General features: G+C 69.2%; 1 protein-coding gene. It reads left to right on the plus strand.

Annotated elements, in window-relative coordinates:
- The coding region (locus tag D7X55_RS34085; protein WP_121725236.1) for a non-ribosomal peptide synthetase at nucleotides 1-6,129 on the plus strand (6,129 nt) is incomplete at both ends.

Here is a 6,129-nt window from a genome sequence, read left to right on the forward strand (position 1 = left end):
GGCCGGGGCAGGACAAGCAGTTGGTGGGGTATGCGGTCGCGAAGCCGGGGCGGACGCTCGACACGGCGGAGCTGAAGGCACGGCTGCGGCAGCGGCTGCCGGAGTACATGGTGCCCGCCGTCCTGATGCCGCTGGACGCGCTGCCGCTCAGTGCGAACGGCAAGGTGGACCGCAAGGCGCTGCCGGAGCCGGAGGTCCCGCGCTCGGAGAAGGTCTTCGAGGCGCCGCGCACGGAGACCGAAGCGAAGCTGGCGGCCATCTGGTCGCAGGTGCTGCGCGTGCCCCAGGTGGGCGTGAAGGACAACTTCTTCGAGCTGGGCGGCCATTCGCTGCTGGCGACGCAGGTGGCCTCGCGGATCCGCGCCGGGTTCGGCGTGGAGCTGCCGCTGCGGGAGTTGTTCGAGTCCGCCACCCTGGACGCCCTGGCGCGCCGCCTGGAGCGAGCCACGCGCTCCGCCGCGCCACCGCTGGTGCCCGTATCGCGCGAGCAGCCCCTGCCGCCGTCATTCGCGCAGCAGCGCCTGTGGTTCATCGACCAGCTGGAGCCGGGCAGCCCGCTCTACAACGTCCCGTTGGCGGTCCGTCTGGAGGGAGCGCTGGACGTCGCGGTGCTCCAGCGGGCGCTCGATGCGCTGGTGCAGCGGCATGAAGCGCTGCGCACCACGTTCACGGCGCACGAAGGCACACCGGTGCAGGTCGTGCATCCGCCGTCGGCGATGCCGCTGGAGGTGGAGGACCTGCGCGGCCTCGAAGCGGGCGAGCGGGAGGAGGAGGCTCGCCGCCGGGTGATGGCGCAGGGGCTGCGGTCCTTCGACCTGGCGCGAGGGCCGCTGGTCCGGGCGCAACTGGTGCGGCTGGCGGAGCAAGACCACCTGCTCGCGCTCACCATGCACCACGCCATTTCGGATGGCTGGTCGTTGGGCGTGCTCGTGCGGGAGATTGGAGCGCTGTACGCGGCGTTCGTGATGGGGCGGCCCTCCCCTCTGCCCGAGCTGCCGCTTCAATACGCGGACTACGCGGCATGGCAGCGTGGCTGGCTTCAGGGGGACGCGCTCGATCGCGAAGTGGCCTTCTGGAAGGGCCGGCTGGAAGGAGCGCCCGCCGCGCTGGAGTTGCCCACCGACCGTCCACGTCCGGCGGTGCGAGGCAACGCGGGCGCGATGCACTTCTTCCAGTGGCCGCCCGAGCTGACGCAGCGCCTGCGGGCCCTGGCACAGCGCGAGGGCGCATCGCTGTACATGGTGCTGCTGGCGGGCTGGCAGGTATTGCTGTCGCGCTACAGCGGCCAGACGGACATCTGCGTGGGTTCACCCATCGCGGGCCGCACGCGAGCGGAGCTGGAAGGGCTCATCGGCTTCTTCGTCAACACGCTGGTGCTGCGTGCCCGGGTGGAGGGAGAGACGTCCTTCCGTGAGCTGCTGAAGCAGGTGAGGGGCACGGTGCTGGAGGCCTACGAGCACCAGGACGTGCCATTCGAGAAGCTGGTGGAGGCGTTGCAGCCAGATCGCAGCCTGAGCCACACGCCGCTCTTCCAGACGCTGCTGGCGCTCCAGAACGTGCCGCAGGGGGACCTGGGGCTGCCGGGCATGTCGCTCAAGCCGCTGATGATGGAGAGCCGCACGGCGAAGTTCGACGTGAGCGTGTTCTTCGTGGAGGAGGGCGAAGGGCTGAGGGGCTCGGTCGAATACAGCACCGAGCTGTTCGACGCCACGACGGTGCACCGCATGGTGGAGCACCTGAGGGTCCTGCTGGATGCGGCACTGTCGCGTCCGGAGGCCGCCGTGTCCCGGCTTCCGATGTTGGACGCGGAAGAACGGCAGCGGATCCTCGACGGCGGCAATCGCACGGAGTCCGCGGTCAAGACGCCGGTCCATGTCCTGTTCGCGGAGCAGGCAAGGAAGACGCCGGACGCGGTGGCGCTCCAGACGCAGGACGGGCGGACGCTGAAGTACGGAGAACTGGACGCGAAGGCGAACCAGTTGGCGCACCACCTGCGGGCCCTGGGAGTGAAGCGGGGCACGCGAGTGGGCGTGTTCGTGGAGCGCTCGTGGGAGATGGTGGTGGGGCTGCTCGGCATCCTCAAGGCTGGAGGCGCCTACGTCCCGGTGGACCGCAACTACCCGCAGGAGCGCATCGCGTTGCTACTGGGGGACGCGGGTGTGGAAGTGACGCTGACGCAGCAGTCCCTGGTGCAGAAGCTACCGGAGAGCGCGGGCGCACTGCTGACGCTGGACACGGTGTGGAGCGAAGTCGCCCACCAGCCGGAAACAATGCCGGACGTGCAGGTGACGGGGGAGGACCTGGCGTACGTGATGTTCACGTCGGGAAGCACGGGCCGCCCGAAGGGCGTGAGCGTGCCGCACCGGGGCATCAGCCGCTTGGTGGTGGGCAACAGCTTCCTGCGCTTCGGACCGGAAGAAGTCTGGCTGCAACTGGCGCCGGTGGCCTTCGATGCCTCAACGCTGGAACTCTGGGGAGCATTGCTGCACGGAGCGAAGCTGGTGCTCGCGCCGCCGCACGCGCTGACGCTGGAGGAGTTGGGCACGCTGCTGAAGCAGGAGCGCATCAGCACGCTGTGGCTGACGGCAGCGCTGTACGAGCAGATGGCGCTGCACCAGGTGGAGTCCCTGGCCGGGGTGTCGCAGGTGCTTGCGGGCGGCGACGTGTTGCCAGTCCAGCGAGTGCGCGAGCACCTGAAGCACCTGCCGGCAGGCGCGGTGCTGGTGAACGGCTACGGCCCGACGGAGAACACCACGTTCTCCACCACGTACACACTCACACGTGACACGGCGCTGACGTCATCGGTGCCTATCGGCAAGCCAATCGGAAACTCCACGGCGTACGTGCTGGACACGCACGGCGACGTGGCGGGCGTGGGCGTGCCGGGAGAGCTGTACGTGGGAGGCGAAGGCCTCGCATGGGGGTACCTCAACCGCGCGGACCTCACGGCGGAGCGCTTCGTCCCCAACGCCTTCAGCCCGCAGCCGGGCGCACGCCTCTACCGCACGGGAGACAAGGCTCGCTGGAAGGAAGATGGCACGCTGGAGTTCCTGGGGCGCACCGACTTCCAGGTGAAGGTGCGCGGCTTCCGCATCGAGCTGGGCGAAGTCGAAGCCGCGCTCTTGAAGCAGGAAGGCGTCGCGGAAGCCGTGGCGGTGGTGCGCGACGTGGGTGGGGACAAGCGCCTCGTCGCGTACATCGTCGCGAAGCCGGGGCGGAACATCGACCCGAAGGGGGTGGAGTCGGAGCTGCGCAAGCAGCTGCCGGAGTACATGGTGCCGTCGGCGACGGGCGTGCTGGACGCGCTGCCGCTCACAGCCAACGGCAAGGTGGACCGCAAGGCCCTTGCAGACCTGGACGCGCACGAAGCAGGGACGGCCTACGAAGCGCCCCGCACGGAGGCGGAAGCGAAGCTGGCGGCCATCTGGGCAGAGGTCCTGCGCGTGCCCCGGGTGGGCGTGAAGGACAACTTCTTCTCCCTGGGCGGACACTCACTGCTGGCGACGCAGGTGGTGTCGCGGATCCGAACGGAGCTGGGAGTGGAGCTCTCCCTTCGAGCCCTCTTCGAAGCGCCCGTGCTGGAGACCCTGGCCGAGCGGCTGGGAGCCGCGGCGCGTCCAGCGCCCTCGGTGCTGGAGTCCGTGAAGGGGAGCGAGGCCCCGCCACTGTCCTTCGCGCAGCAGCGCCTGTGGTTCATCGATCAGCTGGAACCGGGCAGCCCCCTCTACAACGTCCCGGTGGCGGTCCGGCTGCAAGGCACCCTGCAGCGGGGCGCGCTGGTGCGAGCCCTGAACGAAATCGTCCGGCGCCATGAATCCCTGCGCACGACGTTCGAACTGCACGAAGGCCAGCCCGTGCAGCGCATCCATCCGCATGCGCGCCTGCCGTTGGCGGACGTCAACCTGGTGGGCCTCGCTTCCGAGGAACAGGAGAAAGAGGTCCGGCGCCGGCTCGCGGTGGAGCTGGAGGAGCCCTTCCATCTGAACAAGGGGCCGCTCATCCGGGCGGGCCTGTTGCAGCTGGGAAGCACCGAACACGTGCTGCTCATCACGATGCACCACATCGTGTCCGACGGCTGGTCGCTGGGCGTGCTGATCCGTGAGGTGGGTGCGCTGTACGCCGCCTTCGCGGAAGGCCGCCCGTCACCGCTGCCGGAGCTGTCGCTGCAGTACGCGGGATACGCGGCGTGGCAGCGAGGCTGGTTGCAGGGCGACACGCTCCAGAAGGAAGTGGACTTCTGGAGGAAGAAGCTCGCGGGCGCGCCGCCGGTGCTGGAGCTGCCGACGGATCGGCCGCGTCCGGCGGTGCGAGGCAACGCGGGAGCCGTCCACTCCTTCCTGTTGCCGCCCGCGCTGGCCCAGTCGCTGCGGGAGTTGGCCCAGCGCGAGGGTGCCTCGCTGTACATGGTGCTGCTGGCAGGCTGGCAGGTGTTGCTGTCGCGCTACAGCGGGCAGACGGACATCAGCGTGGGCTCACCCATCGCGGGTCGCACGCGCGCGGAGCTGGAAGGGCTCATCGGCTTCTTCGTGAACACGTTGGTGCTGCGAGCCCACGTGGATGGAGGGGCGTCCTTCCGCGACTTGCTGAGGCAGGTGCGCGGCACGGTGCTGGAGGCCTACGAGCACCAGGACGTGCCGTTCGAAAAGCTGGTGGAGGCGCTGCAGCCGGATCGCAGCCTGAGCCACACGCCGCTCTTCCAGACGCTGCTGGCGCTGCAGAACATGCCCGAGGGAGAGGCGCGGCTCCCCGAGCTGGCGATGAAGCCGCTGGAGCTGGAGATCCGCACGTCGAAGTTCGACGTGAGCCTCTTCTTCACGGAGACGCCGCAAGGCCTGACCGGGGCAGTGGAGTACAGCACCGACCTGTTCGAAGCGTCGACGGTGCATCGGATGGCCGAGCACCTGCGCGTGCTGTTGGAAGGCGTGGTGGCGAAGCCTGAGGAGGCAGTGAGCCAGTTGTCGCTGCTGACAGAGGCGGAGCGTCAGCAGGTGCTGGCGACGTGGAACCCGACGGCCACGCAGTACCCTCGCGACGTACCGGTGCACGCACGCTTCGAGGCGCAAGCGAACCGGACGCCGGACGCGGTGGCGCTGAAGCTCGCGGAAGGGGGCGCGACGCTGACGTACGGCGAGCTGGACGCGAAGGCGAACCAGTTGGCGCACCACCTGCGGGCCCTGGGAGTGAAGCGGGGCACGCGGGTGGGCGTGTTCGTGGAGCGCTCGTTCGAGATGGTGGCCGGGCTGCTGGCCATCCTCAAGGCCGGAGGCGCCTACGTCCCGGTGGACCGCAACTACCCGGCGGAGCGCATCGCGTTGCTACTGGGGGACGCGGGCGTCGAAGTGACGCTGACGCAGCAGTCCCTGGTGCAGAAGCTGCCAGAGAGCGCAGGCACACTGCTGACGCTGGACACGGTGTGGAGCGCAGTCGCCCATCAGCCGCGGACGAGTCCAGGCGTGGAGGTCAGCGCCGAAGACCTGGCGTACGTGATGTTCACGTCGGGGAGCACGGGCCGGCCGAAGGGCGTGAGCGTGCCGCACCGGGGCATCACACGGCTGGTGGTGGGCAACAGCTTCCTGCGCTTCGGGCCAGAGGAGGTCTGGCTGCAACTGGCGCCGGTGGCGTTCGACGCCTCGACACTGGAACTCTGGGGCGCACTGCTGCACGGAGCGAAGCTGGTGCTCGCGCCACCGCACGCGCTGACGCTGGAAGAGCTGGGCACGCTGCTGAAGCAGGAGCGCATCAGCACGCTGTGGCTGACGGCGGCGCTGTACGAGCAGATGGCGCTGCACCAGGTGGAAGCCCTGGCCGGGGTGTCGCAGGTGCTTGCGGGCGGCGACGTGTTGCCTGTCCAGCGAGTGCGTGAGCACCTGAAACACCTGCCGCAAGGCGCGGTGCTGGTGAACGGCTACGGCCCGACGGAGAACACCACGTTCTCCACCACGTACACGCTCTCGCGTGACACGGCGCTGACGTCATCGGTGCCCATCGGCAAGCCAATCGGGAACTCCACGGCGTACGTGCTGGACGCGAATGGGGACGTGGCCGGAGTGGGCGTGCCCGGAGAGCTGTACGTGGGCGGCGAAGGGCTCGCGTGGGGTTACCTCAACCGCGCGGACCTGACGGCGGAGC

The sequence above is a fragment of the Corallococcus sp. AB049A genome, from assembly GCF_003668885.1.
Lineage (GTDB): Bacteria > Myxococcota > Myxococcia > Myxococcales > Myxococcaceae > Corallococcus > Corallococcus interemptor.